At 66.3% G+C, this 21,447-nt stretch carries 21 protein-coding genes and 1 pseudogene; 7 read left to right on the top strand and 15 right to left on the bottom strand.

From position 1 onward, the window contains the following. Positions 1-25 precede the first annotated feature (25 nt). The 6 genes and pseudogenes from AS031_RS08485 to AS031_RS08510 form a co-directional block, all read right to left on the bottom strand. Positions 26-931 (bottom strand): carbohydrate ABC transporter permease, encoded by a 906-nt coding sequence (locus AS031_RS08485; protein WP_058267715.1) that lies wholly within the window; start codon positions 929-931, stop codon positions 26-28. 8 nt (positions 932-939) lie between these two features. Further along, a complete protein-coding gene (locus AS031_RS08490; protein WP_058267716.1) occupies positions 940-1,905 on the bottom strand; it encodes a carbohydrate ABC transporter permease in 966 nt (321 codons plus the stop codon). Further along, positions 1,902-3,323: an extracellular solute-binding protein gene (locus AS031_RS08495; protein ID WP_058267717.1), complete on the bottom strand. Its 1,422-nt coding sequence runs from the start codon at positions 3,321-3,323 to the stop codon at positions 1,902-1,904. The genes AS031_RS08490 and AS031_RS08495 overlap by 4 nt, the downstream gene beginning before the upstream one ends. Positions 3,324-3,566: 243 nt before the next feature. After that, complete coding sequence (locus tag AS031_RS08500; RefSeq protein ID WP_058267718.1) at positions 3,567-4,313, bottom strand: hypothetical protein; 747 nt, start codon at positions 4,311-4,313, stop codon at positions 3,567-3,569. Between the two features lie 208 nt (positions 4,314-4,521). Continuing rightward, positions 4,522-5,562 (bottom strand): NAD(P)-dependent alcohol dehydrogenase, encoded by a 1,041-nt coding sequence (locus AS031_RS08505; protein WP_058267719.1) that lies wholly within the window; start codon positions 5,560-5,562, stop codon positions 4,522-4,524. 156 nt (positions 5,563-5,718) lie between these two features. After that, a pseudogene (locus AS031_RS08510) lies at positions 5,719-6,734 on the bottom strand (zinc-dependent alcohol dehydrogenase family protein). A 141-nt stretch (positions 6,735-6,875) separates the two neighbouring features. Between AS031_RS08510 and AS031_RS08515 the strand changes: the two are divergent. Continuing rightward, a complete protein-coding gene (locus tag AS031_RS08515; protein ID WP_058267720.1) occupies positions 6,876-7,769 on the top strand; it encodes a helix-turn-helix transcriptional regulator in 894 nt (297 codons plus the stop codon). Positions 7,770-7,805: 36 nt separating this feature from the next. Here the strand turns inward: AS031_RS08515 and AS031_RS08520 are convergent, their stop codons facing one another. Beyond that, a complete protein-coding gene (locus AS031_RS08520; RefSeq protein ID WP_371325976.1) occupies positions 7,806-8,768 on the bottom strand; it encodes a PQQ-dependent sugar dehydrogenase in 963 nt (320 codons plus the stop codon). 492 nt (positions 8,769-9,260) lie between these two features. Between AS031_RS08520 and AS031_RS08530 the strand changes: the two genes are divergently transcribed. Continuing rightward, entirely contained in the window at positions 9,261-10,640 is a 1,380-nt protein-coding gene (locus AS031_RS08530; RefSeq protein WP_058267723.1) for an LLM class flavin-dependent oxidoreductase, read from the top strand. Positions 10,641-10,736: 96 nt separating this feature from the next. After that, a complete protein-coding gene (locus tag AS031_RS08535; RefSeq protein WP_058267724.1) occupies positions 10,737-11,159 on the top strand; it encodes a universal stress protein in 423 nt (140 codons plus the stop codon). 86 nt (positions 11,160-11,245) lie between these two features. Here AS031_RS08535 and AS031_RS08540 read toward each other — a convergent pair whose 3' ends face one another. From AS031_RS08540 to AS031_RS08555, 4 genes are all read right to left on the bottom strand, one after another. Then, positions 11,246-11,641: a (R)-mandelonitrile lyase gene (locus AS031_RS08540; protein WP_058267725.1), complete on the bottom strand. Its 396-nt coding sequence runs from the start codon at positions 11,639-11,641 to the stop codon at positions 11,246-11,248. Positions 11,642-11,655: 14 nt separating this feature from the next. Further along, complete coding sequence (locus AS031_RS08545; RefSeq protein WP_228379592.1) at positions 11,656-12,906, bottom strand: MFS transporter; 1,251 nt, start codon at positions 12,904-12,906, stop codon at positions 11,656-11,658. Positions 12,907-12,991: 85 nt separating this feature from the next. Continuing rightward, positions 12,992-13,891: a DUF817 domain-containing protein gene (locus AS031_RS08550; protein WP_058267726.1), complete on the bottom strand. Its 900-nt coding sequence runs from the start codon at positions 13,889-13,891 to the stop codon at positions 12,992-12,994. Further along, positions 13,884-14,720 carry an oxygenase MpaB family protein gene (locus AS031_RS08555; protein WP_074446944.1) on the bottom strand — a complete coding sequence of 279 codons (837 nt, stop codon included), beginning with the start codon at positions 14,718-14,720 and terminating at the stop codon, positions 13,884-13,886. Before AS031_RS08555 ends, AS031_RS08550 begins: the two co-directional genes overlap by 8 nt. A gap of 203 nt (positions 14,721-14,923) precedes the next feature. Between AS031_RS08555 and AS031_RS08560 the strand changes: the two genes are divergently transcribed. Then, complete coding sequence (locus tag AS031_RS08560) at positions 14,924-15,334, top strand: Hpt domain-containing protein (protein ID WP_058267728.1); 411 nt, start codon at positions 14,924-14,926, stop codon at positions 15,332-15,334. Here AS031_RS08560 and AS031_RS08565 read toward each other — a convergent pair. After that, the gene (locus AS031_RS08565) at positions 15,328-15,744 is read right to left on the bottom strand and encodes an SRPBCC family protein (RefSeq protein ID WP_058267729.1); all 417 of its coding nucleotides are present in this window, start codon (positions 15,742-15,744) and stop codon (positions 15,328-15,330) included. The genes AS031_RS08560 and AS031_RS08565 overlap by 7 nt on opposite strands. A gap of 285 nt (positions 15,745-16,029) precedes the next feature. Here AS031_RS08565 and AS031_RS08570 point away from each other — a divergent pair, with 285 nt between their 5' ends. After that, complete coding sequence (locus AS031_RS08570; protein WP_058267730.1) at positions 16,030-16,653, top strand: hypothetical protein; 624 nt, start codon at positions 16,030-16,032, stop codon at positions 16,651-16,653. Between the two features lie 108 nt (positions 16,654-16,761). On the opposite strand, the gene AS031_RS19775 is transcribed toward AS031_RS08570, so the two are convergent. After that, positions 16,762-17,334: a hypothetical protein gene (locus tag AS031_RS19775; protein ID WP_141688787.1), complete on the bottom strand. Its 573-nt coding sequence runs from the start codon at positions 17,332-17,334 to the stop codon at positions 16,762-16,764. A gap of 109 nt (positions 17,335-17,443) precedes the next feature. On the opposite strand from AS031_RS19775, the gene AS031_RS08575 reads away from it, so the two are divergent. Together AS031_RS08575 and AS031_RS08580 are read left to right on the top strand one after the other, a co-directional pair. Further along, positions 17,444-17,779 carry a PadR family transcriptional regulator gene (locus tag AS031_RS08575; RefSeq protein ID WP_058267731.1) on the top strand — a complete coding sequence of 112 codons (336 nt, stop codon included), beginning with the start codon at positions 17,444-17,446 and terminating at the stop codon, positions 17,777-17,779. A 104-nt stretch (positions 17,780-17,883) separates the two neighbouring features. Continuing rightward, entirely contained in the window at positions 17,884-18,666 is a 783-nt protein-coding gene (locus AS031_RS08580; RefSeq protein WP_058267732.1) for a hypothetical protein, read from the top strand. Between the two features lie 130 nt (positions 18,667-18,796). Here AS031_RS08580 and AS031_RS08585 read toward each other — a convergent pair whose 3' ends face one another. Both AS031_RS08585 and AS031_RS08590 read right to left on the bottom strand, forming a co-directional pair. Beyond that, complete coding sequence (locus tag AS031_RS08585; RefSeq protein ID WP_058267733.1) at positions 18,797-19,744, bottom strand: polysaccharide deacetylase family protein; 948 nt, start codon at positions 19,742-19,744, stop codon at positions 18,797-18,799. Between the two features lie 77 nt (positions 19,745-19,821). Next, complete coding sequence (locus tag AS031_RS08590) at positions 19,822-21,360, bottom strand: purine-cytosine permease family protein (RefSeq protein ID WP_058267734.1); 1,539 nt, start codon at positions 21,358-21,360, stop codon at positions 19,822-19,824. Positions 21,361-21,447: the final 87 nt, after the last annotated feature.

The raw sequence follows: 21,447 nt of genomic DNA on the forward strand, positions 1-21,447 counted from the left end.
TTTCGGTGGCTGGAGAAGGGTGACGTTACTTGCCGGTGCCGGCGGTGAGGCCGGCCTGGAGGGCGCGCTGGCCGAACATGAAGACCACCAGCGCGGGGATCATGGACAGGACCACGCCCGCCAGGACCACTGAGATGCTGCCGGTGCCCAGGTTGCCCTGCAGCGACACCAGGCCCAGCGGAAGGGTGAAGTTCTGCTCGGAGATGGTGAGGATGAGCGGGCGGAAGAACTCGTTCCAGTGGAAGTTGAACGCGAGGATGCCCACGATGGCCATGCCGGGCATCGCCAGCGGGGCGTAGACGGAGCGGAAGGTCCGCCACGGCGAGGCGCCGTCGATCGAGGCGGCTTCCGCGAGCTCCGTGGGGAGCCCCAGGAAGTACTGCCGCATCAGGAAGGTGCCGAACGCCGTCGGAATGGCGGGAAGGATCAGCGCCAGGAGGGTATCGGACAGGCCCATGCCGCGGATCAGCATGAAGACCGGCACGATGGTCACCTGCACGGGAACCATCATGGTGGCCAGGACGATGGAGAACAGCGCGCCGCGGCCGCGGAACTTCAGGTGGGCGAAGGCATATCCGGCCAGGGCTGCGGAGACCATCTGGCCCACCGCGATCAGGCCCGTGACCAGGGCGGAGTTCAGGACCAGCAGGAAGATGTCCAGCTGCTGGAACACCTGCCCGTAGGAGGTGAAGTCCGGGTTCCAGGGGATAAACGACGGCGGGAGCTTGAAGGATTCCGACGGCGAGCGCAGGGACGTGGACAGGGTCCACAGCACCGGGCCCAGGGTCAGGGTGGCGGCGATCAGCAGCAGGATGATCCGGACGGCGGTGTTCCAGCTGAACCGGCGGCGGTTGGCGCGTACTTCCGGAAGGCCCTCGGTGAGCCGGGGCGCGGGCCCGGATGCCAGGCCGTGCTCTGTTGTGGTGGTCATGGCTGGCCTTACTGGTAGAAGACGAATCGTTTGCTGAGCCGGAACTGCACGGCGGTGATGCCCATGATGATGAGCGTGAGGAGGACGCCGATGGCGGACGCCTGGCCGAACTCGAGCCGTTGGAAGGCCGATTCGAAGATCACCATGACGGCGGTGCGGGTGGAGTCGCCGGGACCGCCGCGGGTCAGGACGTAGGGCTGGTCGAAGACCTGGAGGGCGCTGATGATGGCCATCACGGAGGCCACCAGGGTGGTGGGGCTGAGCAGGGGCAGCGTGACGTGGACGTGCTTGCGCCAGCCGGTGGCGCCGTCGATGGATGCCGCCTCATAGGTTTCCACGGGGATGGAGGCCAGGCCGCCGATGAACAGCAGGAACGAGAAGCCGAAGTTTTGCCACACATAGACCAGGATGACGACGGCGGCGGAGCCTCCGGGGGTGGTCAGCCACGGCACCGCGGGGATGCCCACCAGGGACAGCAGCCAGTTGACCACGCCGAACTGTTCGTTAAACAGGTAGCGCATGAAGATGGACACCGAGGCGGCGGAGAGGATCAGCGGGAAGAAGAACGCCGAACGGAAGAACACCCGCAGCCATGCCGGCAGCTTTTCCTGCACCATGATGGCCAGGGCCAGCGCCAGGCCGAGCTGCAGTGCCACGGCCACCACCACGAACACGATGGTGTTCAAGAAGGACACCCGGACGGTGGGGTCCTGGGCCACCTCGGCGAAGTTGTCCAGGCCCACGAAGGTGGGGGCGGAGATGATGTCCCACCGGAAGAAGGCCAGGACCACGGAGGCCACAATGGGGATCAGCGTAAACAGGCCCATGCCCAGGATGGTGGGGGCCAGGAAGGCCCATGCCAGCCACCGCTGGCTGTGCCGGCTGGTGCCGCGCCGGACGGTCCGCGCCGGTGCCGCCTTGCCGGCCCGGGCTGCCTGCCGGGTCTTTTCCCGCGGCGGGACGGTGGTGCTCATGGTTGCCTCCTCAAGGCAATTTCAAGGTCGCGCTGCATCGAGGCGAGCGCCTGCTTGAGCTGCTGCTCGTCGCCGCTGACAGCGAGTGAGACGTTCTTCATCAGGGCAGTTTCGACGGCGGCCTGCTGGGGCGGCGCCGGGATGGGGCCGGTGGTGGGGAACCGGTCCAGGGTGTCGTAGAAGACCTTCCAGTGGGCCGGACCCTTGCCGGCGTAGAGGTCTGCGTTGACCATGGACCGGCGTGCCGGGGTGGTGGCAGGGTTGGGGAAGATCAGTTCCATGGCCTCGCGGCTGGAGCTGAACTTGATCCATTCCCAGGCGGCGTCCTTGTCCTTGGCGGTTTTCATCATGGCGTAGCCGGCGGTGCCGAACTGGTGCCGTTGGGTCTTCCAGCGGGGGAAGAACTGGACGTCGAAGCCGTTCTCCCCCATGCCGGCCTCGTGCAGGCCCTGTACCCAGTACCCGCCGGCCGGGGTGGTGCCGATCCGGTTGGAGGCGAACAGGCCCACCAGCGAGTTGCCGCCGCCTTCCTCGGGCCGGACGCCCAGGCCGTCCTTGACCAGGCCGCGGAGGTAGTCGAAGGATTCAAACACCCGGCCGTCGGTGGCGTTGGGTTCCAGCCACTGGTAGCCGCCGGAGCGGAGGCTGCGGGAGGGGTCATTGGCGTAGAACCCGTCCCAGAGCCAGTCCCCGCCCGTGGACCGCGTCTCCTTGAGGAAGCTGGTGTCGTTGGCGTAAAGCCAGGGCACCACGCCGCCGAAGAGCCTGTTGGTCCAGTAGTACGGGGTGAAGTCGGAGGGCCGCGCCTTCTTCATGGCGGCCAGGTTGCTGCGGAAGTCCAGGTGCGTCCAGTCGTCCGCGGGGCGGTCCAGCCCTGCCTCCGCGAAAGCGGCGGTGTTGTAGTACATGTTGGCGGCGTTCCAGTCCATGGGCAGCTGGTAGAGGCTGCCCTTGTACATGAACGCTTCCACCAGGCTGGGGTGCACGTCGCTGAAGAAGTCGGCCATGTCCGCGGCGTCGCGGCGGATGTAGTCATCCAGCGGGTGGGCGAGCTTCTCAGCGAAGAGCTGGGCGCCCTCGGTGGCCACGTACACCACGTCCGGCGGGGTGCCGGCGGCCACCATGGTGAGGATCTTGGTGAAGAAGTCCTTCCAGTCCACGGCCTGGATGGCCTGGACCTTCACCTTGATCTCCGGGTGGATCCGGCTGAAGGCGTCGATGGCACGCTGGCGGGCGGCGGCGTCCGCGGCGGTGCCCAGGATGGCGATGCTGAGGCTGTTGTCCCCGCGGCCGGGGATGTCCGTTCCGGTGAGCCGCGGCCACGACGCCACGGATGCTCCGATGATTCCAGCTCCCAAGGCGCCAAGGGCCGTGCGGCGGGTGATCTGCCGCAGGTGCCCGTTGATGGCTCCGGTCATGTCTAATTCCTTCCTAACACGTGTTAGGAACTGTAGACCGTCAACCTAACACGTGTCAAGCATCACAATGCGGGCCACGTGGGGAGCGATAAAGGCAGATCCAGGGCAGACGGGGCCGGCCGTATGTTGCGTTCGCTTCGCGCTGCAGATATCCGATTTCGACGAACATAATCGACGGCGCGGACGGTATCTCCGATGCGGCATCGAATAGGCGCGTCGAAAGTCAGCTCAGCGGGGCATGCCCTAGCCTGCGGGGCGGAGCGAGGTGATCATCCGCCGGATGTTCTGGTATTCCGTGGTGTCCATGTACTTCCTGGCCTGCTCCAGGTATGGCAGGCCGTCCGCGCCCGGCGTTTTGTTGTTCTCCGGGTTGTAGAACGCACCGAACATGGCTGCGGTGGGCGGCCACGTGAAGAAATGGAAAATGGGGCAGGCGGTGTTGCCGGACGGAGCCGGCATCACGGTGATGCCGTAGGCCGCCGCGGGCGTGTCCGATGGGCCGGGGGTGCTGCTGTTCCCGCGGGTTTCAAACACGTAGCGGGGCACCGTCCCGGACTGGACCAGGGCCGGCAACTGCTGGGACTCGAACTCTGCGAACGGATACTTTTCCGTGCACGTGGAGCCGGTGGCCATGTTCGTCCGCAGCGTCGCCAGCGGCCTCCCGGCCTCGTTGGCGACTTCGGCGAAGGCCCCACCGCCCTCAGGCAGCTCCCCGGCGGGGTCCCGCACCGTCCACGCAGCCGGAAGGTCGAACGCCAGCTGGCCGTCCGCCGTCGTGAAGGTCTTCAAGGCACCCTTTGTCGGGGTGGGTGCTGCGGTTGCCGCGGGTGCCGTGGTGGCGGTGCCGGCGCCGGGCGGCACGGTGCGAACGGGCACGGTACCGGCAACAGTAGCCTCCGCAATCGGTGGTGAAGGCCGCTGGTCTGCGCACCCGCCTGCCGCCACGGCCGCGAGGACCACCACGGGAAGCAGCCCGCGGAACTTTTTCATGACGCCCCTCCCGGGTTTCCAGGAAATGTCCTTCCATTGTGGGACCGGACGGGGCATCCGGGACTGGACGCGGAATGATTGGCACCCAACCGTAGTGACTGATAACGAATGGAGCCAGTTCCCGCCCCGCTCCCCTTGTATGTCACGCAACGACGGCGGCCCGCGCCTTCCGGAACGGGCCGCCGTCGGTAAGGCTCGTGATGAATTGTCAGAACGTGGCGGTGTCAATCACGAAGCGGTAGCGCACGTCGGATGCCAGCACGCGCTCGTAGGCGTCGTTGATCTTCTCTGCCGGGATGACCTCGATCTCGGCGCCGATGCCATGTTCGGCGCAGAAGTCCAGCATTTCCTGGGTTTCGCGGATGCCGCCGATCATGGAGCCGGCGAACGAGCGGCGGCCGCCGATGAGGGCGAAGGCATTGACCGGGAGCGGCTCGGCCGGGGCACCCACGTTGACCAGGGCGCCGTCGAGGGTCAGCAGCTGCAGGTAGGAGCTGATGTCGATCGAGGCGCTGACCGTGTTGATGATCAGGTCGAAGTGGCCGGCAAGTTCGGCGAAGGTGTTCTCGTCACTGGTGGCGTAGTAGTGGTCGGCACCCAGGCGCAGGCCGTCTTCCTGCTTCTTCAGGGACTGCGAGAGGACGGTCACTTCCGAGCCCATGGCGTGGGCGATCTTGACGGCCATGTGGCCGAGGCCGCCCAGGCCGACCACGGCGACCTTCTTGCCCGGGCCCGCACCCCAGTGGTGCAGCGGGGAGAAGGTGGTGATGCCGGCGCACAGCAGCGGTGCGGCGACGTCCAGCTCCAGGCCCTCGGGGATGGTCACCACGAAGTCCTCGGTGACGACGACGTGCGTGGAGTAACCGCCCTGGGTGATGGTGCCGTCGCGGTCCACGGCGCCGTAGGTGCCCACGTTGCCCTTGAGGCAGTACTGTTCTTCGCCCTTGAGGCAGTTGGCGCATTCGCGGCAGGAGTTGACCATGCAGCCAACACCAACGCGGTCGCCGACCTTGTGCCTGGTCACCTCGGCGCCCACCTCGGTGACGATGCCCGCGATCTCGTGGCCGGGGGTCAGCGGGTACTGCTGCGGGCCCCAGTCGCCGCGGACGGTGTGGATGTCGGAGTGGCAGATGCCGGCGAACTTGATCTCGATCAGCACGTCGTGGGGTCCCACTTCGCGGCGTTCGATGGTGGTGGCAACCAGGTCCTCGGTGGCGGACGGGGATGCGTATGCCTTGACGGTGGTCATGGTTCTCCTGTGGTCTTCGTTGGGGGTCTTTTTCATGCTAGCTGGGGCACGGGACCGCGCAGCGGCAAATCCTGGCCGTAGCGGTGGCCCTGCTGTAACTGGTACTGGCAGTCCTACCCTTCGCCGGACCTGCCAGCCCTTTCCCGGCTGACATTCCTAGGGGCGCAGCAGCACCTTGATGGCGCGGCGTTCGTCCATGGCCTTGTACGCCTCGGGGGCCTGGTCGAGCGGAAGCTCGAGGTCGAAGACCCTGCCGGGGTTGATGGTGCCGCGCAGGATCAGGTCGATCAGCTCCGGCAGGTACTGCCGGACCGGCGCAGGGCCACCGTGCAGGTGGACGTGCGAATAGAACAGGTCGCGGCCGGGGAGCGCCACGTCATGGGACACGCCCACGAACCCCACGTGGCCTCCGGCGCGGGTGGCGTGGATGGCCTGCATCATCGATTCCTGGGTGCCAACGGCCTCCAGGACGGAATGGGCGCCGAGGCCGTCGGTGAGTTGCTTGATTTTCCGTACGCCGGCATCGCCCCGTTCCTCGATGATGTCCGTGGCGCCGAAGTCGCGGGCCAACGCCTGCCGGTCGGCGTGCCGGGACATGGCGATGATCCGTTCGGCGCCCAGCTGCTTCGCTGCCATCACCCCAAAAGTCCCACCGCGCCGTCGCCCACGACCGCCACTGTCTTTCCCGGCCCCACCTCGGCCGCCTTGGCGGCGAACCAGCCTGTACCCAGGACATCGGAGGCGGTCAGCAGCGACGGAACCAGGCCGGCGTCGGGCGTTTCCGGCGTGGCCACCAGGGTGCCGTCCGCCAGCGGCACGCGCAGGTACTCTGCCTGGGCGCCGCCCACACCCTGCCGGTGCACGCAGCCGCTCTGGTAGCCCGCCCGGCAAATTTCACAGGTGTTGTCGGAGGCGAAGAAGGATCCCACCACGAACTGGCCCGGCCTGACGTTTTTCACGTCGTCGCCCACTTCCTCGACGGTTCCCACGTATTCGTGGCCCATCGGCGATGGCCTGGACACCTTGTCCGCCCCGCGGTAGGGCCACAGGTCTGACCCGCACACGCAGGCGGCGGCGACCCTGATTACCGCGTCCGTGGGCCGCTGGATGGTGGGCCGGTCACGGTCCTCGACCCGGACGTCTCCGGGGGCATGCATGATAATGGCGCGCATAAGGGGGTCCTTCCAAAGCTGAATGGCCGAACAGCGGACACCCCTATCCAACCCGTCCGGGCGGTCCTTGGCGAGGCCCTGCCGTAACTGGTTTTGGCAGGGCCTCTTTGGCGGCCCCGCATCCGTCGTAACGTGTCCTGTATGGATAACCGAGCCGAGGTACGGCAGTTTCTTTCCACCCGCCGCGGCCGGATCACCCCGGAGCAGGCAGGCATCGAGCCTTACGGGGGGCGGCGGCGCGTCCCCGGGCTGCGCAGGGAAGAAGTGGCCCGCCTGGCAGGGGTCAGCGTGGACTACTACACGCGGCTGGAACGGGGGAACCTCACGGGAGTTTCGGACAGCGTCCTGGACGCCATCGCCCGGGCACTGGAGCTTGACCGGGCCGAACACGACCACCTGTACGACCTGGCCCGCACCGCCAACACCTCGGGCCGCAAACGGGCGGCGGGGGCGCCGAGTGCCGCTCCGTCCGGGGTCAGGCCCGAACTCCAGTACCTGCTGGACGCCATCACCGGGGCGCCTGCCTTCATCGGCAACAACCGGTTGGACATCGTGGCCGCCAACACCCTGGGCTATGCCCTCTATTCGGACATGTACCGCGGCCCGGCACGCCCGGCCAACCATTCCCGTTTCATCTTCCTGGACCCGCGGGCGCACAACTTCTACACGGACTGGGAGCGGGCGGCGAACACCAACGTGGCCATCCTCCGCAGGGAGGCAGGCCGGAACCCGCACGACAAAGGCATCGCTGAGCTTATCGGTGAGCTGTCCATGCGCAGCGACGAGTTCCGCACCCGCTGGGCCGCGCACAACGTGCGGCGGCACTACGCCGGGACGAAGTTCTTCCAGCACCCGGTGGTGGGGCTGCTGGAGCTGAACTACCAGGTGCTGGGGCTCGAGGAGGACCCCGGCCACTCGCTGACGGTGTACCCGGCCACGCCCGGCAGCCCCTCCGAGGAGGCACTGAAGCTGCTGGCCTCCTGGGCGGCTACGGAAAACATCGTGGAACTGGCCCAGGCGGGTGCCCGGAACTGAAACCCCGCTGAAGGAGCATCCATTGCCCTGACCGTATTACTCCCGGGCCAGCGGGACTGCCAGGATCCGGTCGTCACCCTGCCGGGGGCTGCCGCGGCCGTCAGTGTTGTTGGTCAGGAACCACAGCCGGCCGTCGGGGGCCACAGTGACATCGCGCAGCCTGCCGTAGCCGCGGCTGAAGTGTTCGGTGGAGGTGGACGGATCCGCCACGGGGACCGAGCGCAGCACCTGGCCGCGGAGGTTGGCGATGAACAGGGTGCCGCCGGACTGGACCATGCCGCTGGGGCTTGCCGCGGACGGCTGCCACTGCTGCACCGGGTCCTCGAATCCGTCCCGGTCCGCGATCCCTTCCACCGTGGGCCAGCCGTAGTTGGCACCGGGCTTGATGATGTTCAGCTCGTCCCAGGTGTTCTGGCCGAACTCGGTGGCGAACATCGTGCCGTCCTCCGCCCAAGCCAGGCCCTGCGGGTTCCGGTGCCCGTAGCTGTAGACCAAGGAGCCTGGGAACGGGTTGCCTGCCGGGACGGCGCCGTCCGGGCTCATCCGGAGGATCTTCCCCGCCAGCGATCCGCGGTCCTGTGCGCTGTCCCGTTCGCCGGCGTCCCCGGTGGCCACGTAAAGATTGCCGTCGGGGCCGAAGGCGATCCGGCCGCCGTCGTGGTTGCCCGCCGCGGGGATGCGGTCCAGCAGGGTGCGGGCCTGCCCCAATGCCAGGGACCCGGGCGATCCGGTCACAGTGAAACGCTGGACGCGGTTGCCGCCCACCGCCGTCGAGTAGACGAACAGGTCGCCGGTGCTGCCCACGGCAAGCCCGAGCAACCCGGCTTCGCCGCCGGCCTGCACCCCGTCCACTGTTCCGATTGACCTGGTGGAACCGTCGGCCGCGACTTCCAGGATCCGGCCGCCGTTCCGCTCGCTCACCAGCGGGACGCCGTTCCGGAACACGATGGACCACGGAGCGGCCAGGTCCGCCACGACCGTCTCAGGGGTGCCGGCCACGGTGGCATCAGCAGTCGCCGGGGGCCCGGCGGGTGCGCTGGTACCGCCGGCAGTGGAAGGGGCCGGGGTCGCGGGGATCTCTGAGGCAGTGGGCGTCCCCGATGCAGGGGGCGGCCCCGGGGCAGGGGCAGGCGTGCACGCGGCCAGTACGAGGGCGGCCCCTACGGTAACCGCCGGAATCCTGTGACGCACGCGCTCCCCTGACTTTCGAACCGTTCCAGTCACATTAACGCCTGTTGCCGCCCATGGCGCAGGGTTGCCTGGTTTAACCCCGCACAGGGCGCAATGTGTACCGCTGTTTCGCCGGGTTGAGCAGTGTTGGCAAGGTGCTGGCCCTGCCCGCGGGCAGCGTGCTTAGGTAAGTCCCACGGCCCGGGCCCGGCCGTTTGCACCGAAAACTTCGCAGCGTCGTTCAGCAGCATTGTCCAGGCCACCCACAGCCTGAACCGGCCGCCGTCGGCCACTCATACGGAACTTTCCAAGGAGCCTTCCATGAGCACCACTCCCGCCCCGGCGCACCGCCAACTCCACCTCAACGCCTTCCTGATGAGCACCGGCCACCACGAGGCCTCGTGGCGGCTGCCGGAGAGTGATCCGCACGCCAACACCGACGTGGAGCACTACAAGAAGCTCGCCCGCACCGCCGAGCGCGGCAAGCTGGACTCCATCTTCTTCGCCGATTCGCCCGTGCTGTTCGGCGAGGTGGGCCGCCGTCCCGCCGGCAAGCTGGAACCCACCGTGCTGCTGACGGCCATCGCCGGCGCCACCGAACACATCGGGCTGATCGCCACCGCGTCCACCACCTACAACGAGCCCTTCAACCTGGCCCGCCGCTTCGCGTCCGTGGATTGGGCCAGCGGCGGCCGCGCCGGCTGGAACGTGGTGACCACCGCCGGCCCGGACGCTGCCCGCAACTTCGGCGTGGACGACCAGCCCGCCCACGCCGTCCGGTACGAGCGTGCCGGAGAGTTCATCGAGGTGGCGCGGAAGCTGTGGGACAGCTGGACCGATGACGCCGTCCTGGCGGACAAGGAAGAAGGCGTGTGGGGCGACGCCGACAAGATCCGCACCATCGACCACGAGGGCAAGCACTTCAAGGTCCGCGGCCCGCTCAACGTACCGCGGTCGCCGCAGGGACACCCGCTGATTGTCCAGGCCGGTTCCTCCGAGGACGGCAAGGACCTCGCCGCGAAGTACGCGGACGCGGTCTTCACCGCGCACCAAACCCTCGCCGACGCTCAGGAGTTCTACCGCGACCTCAAGTCCCGCACAGCTGCCGCCGGCCGGGACCCGGAAACCATCAAGATCCTCCCGGGCATCGTTCCGGTGATCGGCGCCACCGAGGAGGAAGCCCTGGAACTGGAGCGTGAACTGGACCGGCTGATCAAGCCCGAGTACGCGAGGATCCAGCTGGCCAAGACCCTGCGCGTGGACCCCGAGGACCTGCCGCTGGACCGGCAGTTGCCGGAGAACCTGCCGAGCGAGGACGAGATTGAGGGCGCCAAGAGCCGCTACACGCTGATTGTCCAACTCGCCCGCCGGGAGCAGCTCACCGTGCGCCAGCTGATCGGGCGGCTGGGCGGCGGGCGCGGGCACCGCACGTTCACGGGCACGCCGGTGCAGGTGGCGGACGCCATCCAGGAATGGTTCGACGGCGGCGCGGCGGACGGCTTCAACATCATGCCGCCGGTGCTCCCGTCCGGGCTGGAGGCGTTCGTGGACCAGGTGGTGCCCATCCTGCAGGAGCGCGGACTCTTCCGTACCGAGTACACGGGCCGGACGCTCCGGGAGCACTACGGCCTGCCCCGTCCGGAAAACCAGTATGCCGGCGCCGCGGCTCCAGAACTGGCATCAATTGGATCGGCGTTCTGAACCAGGCAGCGTTGTCCTAGGCTGGTCTACCGCGGTTCTGCCCGGATAGTCCCTAGACTGGCCGGTGGACGGTAAAACCCGAGTGAAGGAGCAGGCATGAGCGGAGTTGTTGTTGTAGGCGTGGATGCCAGCGCATCTGCACGGAAAGCTGCGGAAGTGGCGCTGGGCCTGGCGGAATCGCTGGGCGCCTCGCTGCACGTCGTGACGGGATTCGAATCCGAGAGCGCTGAGACATTCGGCTCCGGCTCGGACCAGGTCACCGTGTACAGCGGCGACAGCGCCCAGCACGTTGCCGAATCCCTGGCTGCGTCCAAGCCGGGCGTGCAGGTCACCCACTTCGCGGCCCGCGGCAAGCCGGCGGATTCGCTGATCAAGGAAGCCATCCGGCTCGATGCCCGGCTGATCGTGGTGGGCAACCGCAGGATGCGCGGCATCGGCAGGCTCCTGGGCAGCGTCGCCAACAGCGTGGCGCACAACGCCCCGTGCGATGTCTACATCGCCAACACCTACGAGGACTGAGTCTCCCGGCTGGTCAGGCGACGGAACGGACGACGGCGGAACCTCCCGCCGTCGTCCGTTCCGTTTTCCGGGGTGCCGGGCCGGGGTCAGGCCCCGTAGTCCTCGTCGGTGACGTGCTCCAGCCAGGTGACAACCTGGCCGGTCCCGTCGGCTTCCTGCATGGCGACGTGCGCCATGAAGCGGTGCGGGGTGGCGCCGTGCCAGTGCTCCTCGCCGGGCTCGATGTACACCACGTCCCCGGGCCGGATCTCCTGGACTTCCCCGCCTCGCCGGGCAACAAGGCCGATGCCGTCGGTGACGTACAGGGTCTGGCCCTTGGGGTGGTGGTGCCAGGCGGTCCGGGCGCCCGGGGCGAACCGGACGTGGGCGCAGCCGATGGCTGACTGCTCATCCGGGGTGCGGATACCGTCGATCTGCACCGTTCCGGTGAACCATTCCTTCGGGCCGGCCCCTGTCTGGCCGCTGCTCGGGGTGAATTTCATGATGTTCCTATTTTTTAGGGGTGGGTTGGTTGGGTGGCCGCCGCGCGCGAGGTCAGGAAGGCCAGCAGGGCCGCGGCTGCCAGCACCGCCGCGCTGGCCAGGAAGGTGCCGCCGTGGCCGGAGGCGTCGAACAGCACCCCGCCCAGTGTTGAGCCGAGCGCGATGGACGTCTGGACGACAGCCACCATGAGCCCGCCGCCCGCTTCGGAATTGTGCGGCATCGCTTCGGCGAGCCAGCTCCACCAGCCCACCGGCGCGGCCGTGGACAGCAGCCCCCAGAGCCCCAGGAGGATCACGACGGCGGCGACGGAACCGCCGGTGGGAACCAGCACCGCGGCGATGATTGCCATGAGGACCGGGATGGCCAGCAGGGTCCGGTACAGACCCTTGCCGAGGAAGCGCCCGATCAGCATGGTCCCGGCGAACCCAGCCGCACCGATCACCAGCAGCACCAGGGACACGGTGGCCACGTCAACCTTGGTCACCATCTCCAGGAACGGCCGGATGTAGGTGAACAGCATGAACTGGCCCATGAAGAAGGACCCGCACGCGGCCATTCCCCATGCCACGGTGCGGTTCCTGAACCCGGCGAATATTGCCAGGATGCCGCCGCTCCTGCCGGCAGTCTTCTCCACGTGCATGGACGGCAAGCTGATCCATTGCCACACCAGGGCGAGCAGCGCCACCGGCACCAGGCAAAGGAACGCTCCCCGCCAGCCGATGACGGAGCCCAAATAGCTGCCCAGCGGCGCCGCCAGCACGGTGGCCAGGGCGTTGCCGCCGTTGAAGATGGCCAGCGCCCGTGGCACCCGGTGTGCGGGCACCAGCCTCATGGCGGTGGCGGCGGACATGGACCAGAACCCGCCGATCACCACACCGATGAGTGCGCGCCCGACCATGAACAGCGGATACCCCGGGGCGAGCGCCACCAGGGCTCCGGAGGCAGCCATCAGGGCGGTGAGTCCCAGCAGCAGCGTCTTGCGGTTCATGGTGCCTGCCACCGTGGACACGGAGAGGCTGGTGATGACGGCGAACAGTCCGGAGATGGCGATGCCCTGCCCCACCATCCCCTCGGACACCTGCAGCTCGGCAGCCATGGGGGTCAGCAGGCTCACCGGCATGAACTCGGAGGCGATGAGCGCGAAGACGCAGAGCGACATCGCGAACACGCCGCCCCAGTGGCCGTGGTGCCCGGCGCTGCGGGTTTCGTGGGGTTGTTCGTCGGGGAGCGGAATGGTGGGCAGTGCGGTTGTTTCGTGCGCCATGGTTTCCATCAAAGCGGCGCCGGAACACGCTAGCGAGGGCCCTGCTGAAACGGGTTATGGCAGTGCCCCTTCCAACGCGGCCGGGCTACTGGAGCACGGCGGACGACGGCGGAACCTCCCGCCGCTGTCCGCTGTCCTCTTCCGGCGGCCGGGGTTTGTAGACCCAAGCCACCAGCACCACGGAGATGATCATCAGCAGGAACCACGCCACCAGCTTTTCCAGGCCTACCGGGTGCCAGCCGTCCATCTGGCTGGGGTAGAGCCAGGCGCCGGACCAGGTGGCGATGTTCTCGGCGATCCAGATGAACAGCGCCACCAGCAGGAAGGAAACCACCAGCGGCATCCGGAACCGGCGGCGGAACACCCGGAAGTGCATGACGCAGCGCCCAAAGACCACCACGACGGCGGCCAGCAGGACCCAGCGCAGGTCCCAGATGTAGTGGTGGCTGAAGAAGTTGATGTAGATGCCCGCGGCCACGGCGGCGGTGATCCAGCGCCGGGGATAGTTGGCGAACCGGAGGTCGAAGAGCCGGTAGACCCGCACCATGTACGAGCCCACGGCGGCGTACATGAAGCCGCTGAACAGCGGCACAGCCCCGATCCGCAGGACGCCCTCGGCCTCATAGGACCAGGAACCCACGTCCGTCTTGAACAGTTCCATGCAGGTGCCCACCAGGTGGAACAGGACGATGACCCGCAGTTCCTTGAGGGTCTCGAGTTTGAACGCCACCATCAGGACCTGGATCACCACGGCGGCGAGGGTCAGGAAGTCGTTCCGGGCCAGCGCGGCGCTGTCCGGGTACCAGAGGCGGGCCGCCATCAGCACGGCCAGCAGCGCCGCACCGAAGATGCACGCCCAGCCCTGCTTGAGGCCGAACACGACGAACTCCGTGAGCCTGGCTTTGGCGCCGTTGGCCGGCGCGGTGGCAAGGAAGCGGCGGGCACTTTCATCGATCCGCTGTTCAACCGGGGTGGAACTACGCACTGACTCCCTGACGTTTGGCTGGCCGGCCGTCCTTGCGGTTGCGCTGGATGTCCCTGCGGTTCCGCTGGATGTCCTTGTCCAGTTCGGCAAGGAGGTAGTCCTTCAGTCCGTGCCGGACCTGGCGGGGCAGCTTGGGATAAGTTGCGGAGAGGAGCCGCATGGTGCTGCTGAACCGCCGTTCCCGCCGCTCGTTCCAGGGCAGCCCAAAGTCCTGGCGGAGCCGTTCCGGCAGGAGGCCCGCGGTAAGGAACCGGGCGGGCGGGATGATGGCCCGGTACCAGAGCGCGGTGTGCTTGGGGTAGAGAAGTCCGTGGGCCACCCGGATTCCGGCGGGCCCGGCCTGGAGGGTTGCCACCTGCTGGTCCCAGTAGCGCCCAAAGGCGGCCCGGTCCTCTGGCCACATGCCCTCGGGAACCTGCAGGGCTGTGCCGAGCCGCGCGTAGTCCTGGTACATGGCGTCGGCGGTGTCGTCGTCGGGCGCGCCGTAGATCATCTCGAGGATGGTCCGGGCGGTGTCGTAGAGGGTGGCCACCACCCAAAGCTGAAGTTCGGGATCGTAGGCGCTGTAGCCGGGCGAGTCCGCGTTGTCCGGCCGGCGGACGGGCACGTGGGCCCGGTTCACCCTGCGCCGTACTTCCTTCACCTGTTCGTCGGTGCCGTAGACGATGGCGTACACGTACGTGAGCGTGCCTTTGAGCCGGTTGACCGGGCGGCCTTCAAAGTTGCTGTGTTCTTCCACGCCGCGTCCCACGGCCGGGTTGGCAAGCTGCAGCAGCAGGGCACGGCCAGCCCCGGCGAGCATGATGCCCTCACCGCCGTAATCAGCCATTCCCCGAACCATCCCAACAGGCTACCGGAGGTAAACACCACTGTAAGCAGGGGTCGCTACCCGGAAATGCGAGTACCCACCACTCATGCGCACCGGGCATGCCGCCACGTACCGTCCGTTGAAAGTCCTGCCGCAGGTAGCGCGGGATGCCGACGGCGGGAGCACATCATGGGCTGGCACCGGGACCTTCGAGGTGGTGGACCGTGACACCCGAGGAGGGGTATGCCCTGCCGCTCCTGGACAAGGCAGTGCTCGAGAGGCTGCGTTCGGACCTGGACGATGACGAGGGCGTCTGGCAGGTGTTCATCCAGGACTTCATTGCCAACCTTCCGCACAGGATCCAGAAGGTGCGCCTGACGTTCACCACCGGCGATACGTCGGGATCGTTGGACGCCATTCTGAGCCTGAAGACGTCCAGCCAGATGGTGGGCGCCGAGCGGTTGGCGGGGCTTGCACTGGACCTTGAGCGGGCGCTGCGCGCCGTCCGGGATGCCAGCGCCGGCACTGCACTCCCCCGGCTGGCGGCCGAACACCTCCGCGCCATCAAGCAGTGCGCGGACCAGACCACAAACCTTTTGCGGGCGCTCCTGCAGGAACGGACCGGCGGCTACTGACGCGCGTCAGGCAGGCCCGCCAGGATCCCGTCGAGCCGGTTCAGCAGGCCGGGCCAGCCGCTGCCCATCCCCTCGTAGGCGGTGCGGCCCATGGGCGTGTCCAGGTTGAAGCCGGCGTGCTCGAACTGGAGAACCGTGCCGTCCGCCGCTTCTACCAGCTGCCAGGTGATGGTGGTGTCCAGCATGCCCTCGGAAAACAGGAAGCTGATGGCGGTGCCCGGTTCAACGGTGCGGACCTCGCACTGTTGCAGGCCCCAGCTTCCCATGTCCATGGTGAAGCGGTGGCCGGCAATGGGCGCAATGTTCCCCGGCGCCCACCAGCGGGCCAACAGTTGCGGCGTGGTCAAGGCTGCCCAAACGGCCTCCTGTGGATGATCGAAGCGGTGTTCCAGGCGGATGGCGTTGGTCATTGGGGGTTCTCCTTTGTGGGTTCTTCCGCACCTGTCTACCACGCAGCCACGACAGGCATCCCGCCCTAACCGTGCACAACCTGAGACGTCTCCTATTTCAAGGGATATGAGACAGTCTGGGGCGTGTAGCGTTTAGGGCACCTTCACCGGGCATTTCTACGGGCGGTACACGGGAACCTCGAAATCGGCCCTTGCAAAGCCGCACATCTGAACCAGATTGTCGCAGTTGGGGACCGGCTTACGGGCGCCTCTTTGAACTGCGATGGGGCATGAAAGACTCCAGTTATGGTGACGGCCGTTCATTACTTCGCAACTCTTGAAGATCAGATGATGTTGTTCGATTACTTGGGTGAGCCCTCGAAAGTGACCTTGCATCCATGGCCACTCATCCAAACGCCGCTGACGTCATTGAGCCGGGAAGAAGCGCTTGAGCAATCACGCGTCATGGTAGTGAATCACCAACTCGGCTTGCCCGTTCCAGTACGTCCCGGTGACGCAGCAATGCAAGGCGGCTCTGTCAACGCCATATTCAACAGATTGAACTGGGAGAAGTTTGCCCCCGCAGAGGATGAAGCCTTGATGGATGCCAACGCTTCGCCCACCATCTTGTGGTCTCCTGCCCGTCTCACCGCAGAAGCAATATTTCCCAGCTCGCTGGGCTCACAAGCAGATTCGATGGCGGAAATCTCCAAGGACTATGAACGATGGGTCAATCGCAGCACGTCATGGATTCGGCGCAACGGAACCCGGGCCTGGGGGCTAGAAGGGATCCAAACAAGGCCAGACCTGGACATCGACCTCAGCTTCATCAGCACAGTCTTTGCACTCCCCGGCGCCTTGCAGGCGTTGGAGTCCGGCACACCCGGCCGCGACTTTGAAGCAAGAAGAACTGAAGCAGCCGAAAACTGATCCAGGAATGCTGGACCTCGTCCGCTAAAGGATCCTACTCCGAACACTCGCGAGTTTCCTGGAACTGGGTGGGGCCCAGAGCAAACAGGGCGACCCATTAGTCAACTCTTATCGATGCGCGTCGATAGGAGCTGGTTCCGTTTGCGCCGTCGCTGTTCCGGTTGCCTGCCATAACCTAATCAATTTCAGGATGCTTTTGCCGTGAACTGATTTTGTCGAGATAACACGTGGCGGGGATGCTGATTCCTTCCATAACTGGATCAGGTGCCGCTCTGTTGGAGCATACACAACCAGGTCAGAGGCTGCATCCCGGCCGACCGCCTGGATTCGGGCACGGTAGCTGCCCTTCTCGTCACCCACAAGGTTGCCCACGTCTTTCATCTCCCATTCCGTGGGCGTATTGAAGTATGTCCGCCCTTCCGGCAATGTCAGGGATACTTCGTGGACGTCTTCCCAAATAGGAGAAGCCGCATCCGGGCGTTCCTGCAAAACTTCGATGGCCAACTCCACAGGCCCCGTATGCACGCCCGTGTAAACCAGGGGCACTCTCAGGGGTTCCGATCCTTCACCCCGCATCGCAGCCTGCAGCGACGCAATAGGGTCTGCCGGAGGAAATGGCTCCACAACGAAATCCACGGCATGGCCAGCGGCGCGTATGACGAAGGCTGCTGACTCGATCACCACATCAGCCTAGCCCCGGCTACTTGTTCCGTAAGACGATCGGCCCGGGCGCCGGGTAAAGCAACCGACAGCGCCTTGACTTCTAAATCTATATAGCTAGATTTAACGCATGGAGAACTTGGGACGGGTTACGCCGGCTACCGCACTGGTCCTCGAGGCGTTATTGTCGGCCGACGGTATTTGGGGGCTGCAGATCGTCAAGGACGTGGGCAAGAAGCCTGGCACGGTTTACCCGATCCTTGAACGCCTGGAAGCGGCAGGGTGGGTAAAAAGCGAATGGGATTCGACCGAGACGCGCAAAGGCCCTCGCCGGCGCTACTACCGGCTGCTCGCGGAGGCGCAACCACTGGCCAGAGAATACGTGGCCACACGCAAGGCGAAGTCGGCACAGTCTGCGGGCCGACCATCCCCAGCACTCCTTGAGGGCCAGTGGCTGGGCGCATGAAGAATACAGACGGGCTCTTGGCTCTGTGCCTGGCCCTAACTCCCGCTGCCCTGCGGGAAGTCCGCGAGGAACAATGGCGGGCCGACCTGAGGGACGGCCCTGCAATGGGCATTTCCGAGGAGTCCCTGCTTCTAGCCGCCGCCCGCTCATCAACGTCGGCCAGATTCCAGGACGTGCTCCACCGCGGCGGCACCCTGCTGTCGCGACTTCAGAATGGGGGAAACATGAAAGTCGCCTTTGGCATCGCCGGCACAACAGCCGTCCTTGCGGTTGGAGCAGCCGCAGCAATTCAGTTTGGCCATCCCGCCACAACCGAAACCCTGGACAGGACGCCGGTGGCCTTCATAGCCGTGCCCGGCCCGTCGCCTGACCTCACGCCCGCCTCCGGCCTCGCCCCGGTGGCTGTGGAGGACAAACGGGACATCCGCTGCTACTACCGGGCCGACCTCTCCTCCGAATATCAGATTGAGGGATCAGCGGAGACCCCACGGCCGCCTTATATGAGGACAGGAATTGAGGAAGTCGGATTTAATGCCAAAGCAAATCCGACGCCTGAAGACCCCAGTTCGGGACTCCTGCAAGTGGCCGATCCGATCAATCAGTGCAGCCGCATCTGGGACTCCGGAGACATGATTCTGAATGGAATCAACCAAGGTCTGGTCCCCGACGACTTTGTCTCCCCGCCCCCAGGAGTCCCCGCCGAACACACCCTGACGGAGCCAGCCAAGGACCAGAACGGCAACCCCCTCTACGCCGACCCCAACATCAGGACCTTCGGCAACTACATCCCCGTCCTCACAGAATGTGTCATTGACGGAAAGGTCGGGGTCATCCCGGGCACAGCGGAAGTCTGCAGCGAACTCGGAATCCCATCACTTGCCAACTAAGGCCGGCGCAGGCTACCGGATCCACTTTCGGGCAGCTGATCCTGCTCGCAAGCCCTTAAGCTCCTGACACTAAACGCAAGCGGACGACGGCGGGAAATTCCCGCCGTCGTCCGCTTACGTCTGTTCCGGGCTACTTCAGCGCCCCCTCCCGCACTCCGGCCGGCGTAAAGGCTGCACCCGCCCCCGGGAACACCGGCACGTCGATCCGGGCGTGGGTGTGGATCTCGGTGACGGTGGCCTTGGTGTGCCGGGCAATGTCCTCCATAGTGGTCACCCACATGCCGTCCATGTCCTTGACCCGTTCGATCAGCTGCTCCAGGGCGACCGCCTTGGAGGGCCGCCCGGAGATGAAGGGGTGGTTGGTGAGGACGAAGCAGCTGCCCTGCGAGTGGTGCGCCTCCGCTTCCAGGGTCCACATTTCCAGGACCTTGGCCGGGCTTTCGATGACCCCGCTGCCCGTGACTCCCGGGTAGAACGCGTACTGCTCCCAGTCGTCCAAGGTCCAGTCCACGGGGATCTCCACGATGTCCCGCGGATCATCGGCGGCGACGGCAAAGCGGTAGGGGGCGTCGCCGTCGAGCAGGCTCGAATCGTAGAGGAATCCGCGGTCCGCCAGCAGGCCCGGTGAATGCCAGTTCAGTTCCCACCAGGGCGCCCGGTACCCCACCGGCCGGACCCCGGCCACCTTGGCCAGCGCCTCCAGGCCAAGGTCCATGTAGCTTGCCTCGGTGGCGGCGTCGATGCCCTGCATGGGTTCGTGCAGGTAGCCGTGGTGGCCCACCTCATGCCCGCCGTCCACGATCTGCCGGACGATGTCCGGGTAGGACTCGGCGGTGAAGCCAGGAATGAAGAACGTGGCCCGGATGTCCTGGCGCTCCAGGATCTTCAGCAGCCGCGGCACCGCCACCTTGGGCCCGTAGGACTGGTGGGTCATCAGGGACATCCGCCGCGTGCTGGTGGGATCGTGGGCGATGGTGCAGGATTCGGCGTCGACGTCGAAGGTGAAGGACGCGGCGGCCTTGTAGCCTTCGGGCCAGGTGATGGGGTGCAGGAGGTCCGCGATGGCGGGCTGGTTCACGATAGTTTCCTTTCGGGCGGGCACGGCGTGCCCGCCCCGGATCACGAGTGTGGAGGGATGGTCTGGGTGGGCCGCGGTCAGAGGACCGGGATGGCTGCGGCGCCGTCCGTGGTCTCGGGCGCCTGCGCCGGCTTGGCGTCCTTGCCGGTGACGTAGCGGAGGTGGACCCGCGGGCCGAGGACCGCGTAGACACCGGCGCTGGTCAGGCCGCCGGCCAGCCAGGACAGGTCCCAGCCGCCCAGGGCCACGGCGATGGGCCCCTGCATGACGGGGATCAGGCCGTACATGAACAGCCAGGTGGCGAAGATGCCGGCCAGCAGCGAGGTGACGCCGGCCCAGTTGACGGCGGGGAGCCGGCGGGTGCCGATGCCGTCGAAGAGCCGCTCGGCTCCGCCGGGCCAGCGCTTCTCCAGCCAGAAGTAGTGCACCAGCATGACGCCGCCCCAGGCTGCCACCCAGGCCACCAGGCCGATCAGCCACGCATCGAGCACCTCGGCGAAGTTCTCCTGGAAGATGAAGAACACGACGGCGGCAAGGGAGAAGACGCCGACGAACAGGTTGAGCTTGCGGCGGTTGATGGAGATGTCCAACGCCTGGGTGGCGACGGAGAACGTGTAGATGTTCAGGATGTTGGTGGCGATGGGGCCGTGCAGCACCATGAGCAGGACGGGCAGCGCCAGGACGCCGAAGTTCTGGACGATGAGCTTGCCGGGGTCCACTTCGCCGCTGTTCGTGGCCAGGCTGGCGCCGAGGATGCCGAGCCACACCACCGGGATGAACTGACCCAGGACGGAGGCAAGGTACACCTTCTTTTTGGGCACGGACGTGCTCACGAACCGTGAGTAGTCTGCGGCGTAAGTAAACCAGGTGATGCCCCAGCCGATGCCGATGGCAGTCATGACGGCGCTCATGGCCGCGATCCGTTCGGAGCCTTCGAGGATGGCCCCGGCGGGGCCGGCGTAGCCCCAGTCGATCTTCATGCCGAACCAGGCCACGGCGGACATGACGGCGAGGATGATGATGGTGGGCGGAACCGTCCACTTTTCGAAGGCGGCGATGGCCTTGTAGCCGAACCAGGCGATAGCTACCTGCGCCGCCATAATGGCGGTGGCGACGCCGATCTTCCAGGCGTAGTTGTGTGCTTCCGGATCAACCCAGCCGAGCGTTCCGAAGAGTGCCATCACCAGGTCCAGGATGATCCAGGTGTTGACGGCGCACCACCCGATCACCAGCAGCGCCTGGATGGCTGCCGGGAGGTAGTTGCCGCGCCGGCCGAACGCTGCCCGGGCCAGGACCATTCCGGTGGCGCCGGTCTTCTGGCCCAGGAGGACAAAGCAGCCGAAGAGCAGCATGCCGATCAGGTTGCCCAGGACCAGGACGGTCACAGTGTCCGCAAAGCCGAGGCCCAGGTGGATGCCGAGGGCGCCGAGGACCCAGTTGATGGGTGCCAGGTTGGCGCCGGCCCAGATCCAGAACTGGCCGGACACCTTGCGGGTGCGCGCCGATTCGGGGATGGGCTGAAGCCAGGCTTCGTGGTCGGTTGTGTGGTGGTCAGTATTGCCGTTTGAGTCCGAGGCAGCGCGCCCTTGCGCTGCGGAAGAAGACTGTGTGTGCATGGGGGCCTCCGTAAGAGGGGAATGTGTACCTCAAGGCTATGTGGCCCCAATCACAACGAACAAGATACGATGTGTCGAACAGATTCC

Source organism: Pseudarthrobacter enclensis (assembly GCF_001457025.1).
Classification (GTDB): Bacteria; Actinomycetota; Actinomycetes; order Actinomycetales; family Micrococcaceae; genus Arthrobacter; species Arthrobacter enclensis.